Below are 682 nucleotides of genomic sequence, written 5' to 3'. Positions count from 1 at the left end.
CTAATAAATAAGGACAAAAAACAGTTGGCTGTTTTCGTTCCTCAACATTTTAGCCAACAATTTTTTGCCCATTATTAGGGCGTTATAACTCTAAGGAAAGTGATGCGTAAATTTCTATTATTGGTGTCAATATTGATGGCAACTGGTTGTGCTAGTACTACGGAAAAAGAAGTAGCTCAAACCTCTGAGACACACTGTGAAAAACTAAGTAGCGTTGTTTCTGGCGCTGTTGCTATGAAATGGGTATCAAGACAATCTTCTGAAAACTCAACGGCCAAAGAGAAAGCCTTAATGGATTGGCGTTTTTTAGCCGTTGTAAATCATGAAAGTCTAACTGAATTAGGATTGTCGCAAGATCAAATTAAGGCTCTAAGTAAAGAGATCTTCAACACAGATGTTGTAAATGAAATGTCTTACGATATGCTTTCATTCAAATATTACACGCAAGAAAAGTGCGAAATGTCTCAAAAGGGACTTACGGCTAAATCAATTGAAGTCCTTAAACCTTCAATTCAAAAATGTTGGTATAGCTCACAAACTATGGACTCTGAACAATGTGTATCAAAAATAGTTTCTGGTGAAATCGAGTTATAACAAGCCAATTAAGCGGGACTAAAAACAGTTTGCTTGGTTTCGCTTCGCTACACATTTTAGCAAACAATTTTTAGCCCCTTATTGGGGC

At 36.5% G+C, this 682-nt stretch carries 1 protein-coding gene; it reads left to right on the top strand.

What is annotated here, in order from left to right; all coding sequences use genetic code 11:
* Nucleotides 1–102: 102 nt before the first annotated feature.
* Nucleotides 103–594: a death domain-containing protein gene (locus tag ACFI34_RS18740; protein ID WP_462674593.1), complete on the top strand. Its 492-nt coding sequence runs from the start codon at nucleotides 103–105 to the stop codon at nucleotides 592–594.
* Nucleotides 595–682: the final 88 nt, after the last annotated feature.

Source organism: Pseudoalteromonas sp. PSi26 (assembly GCF_054960575.1).
Note: the sequence above shows the minus strand (reverse complement) of the source record. Positions and strands in the feature narration are given on the sequence as shown.

Coding starts and splice junctions, on each gene's coding strand:
- ACFI34_RS18740 (WP_462674593.1), top strand. CDS start 103: ATGCGTAAATTTCTATTATTGGTGTCAATATTGATGGCAACTGGTTGT.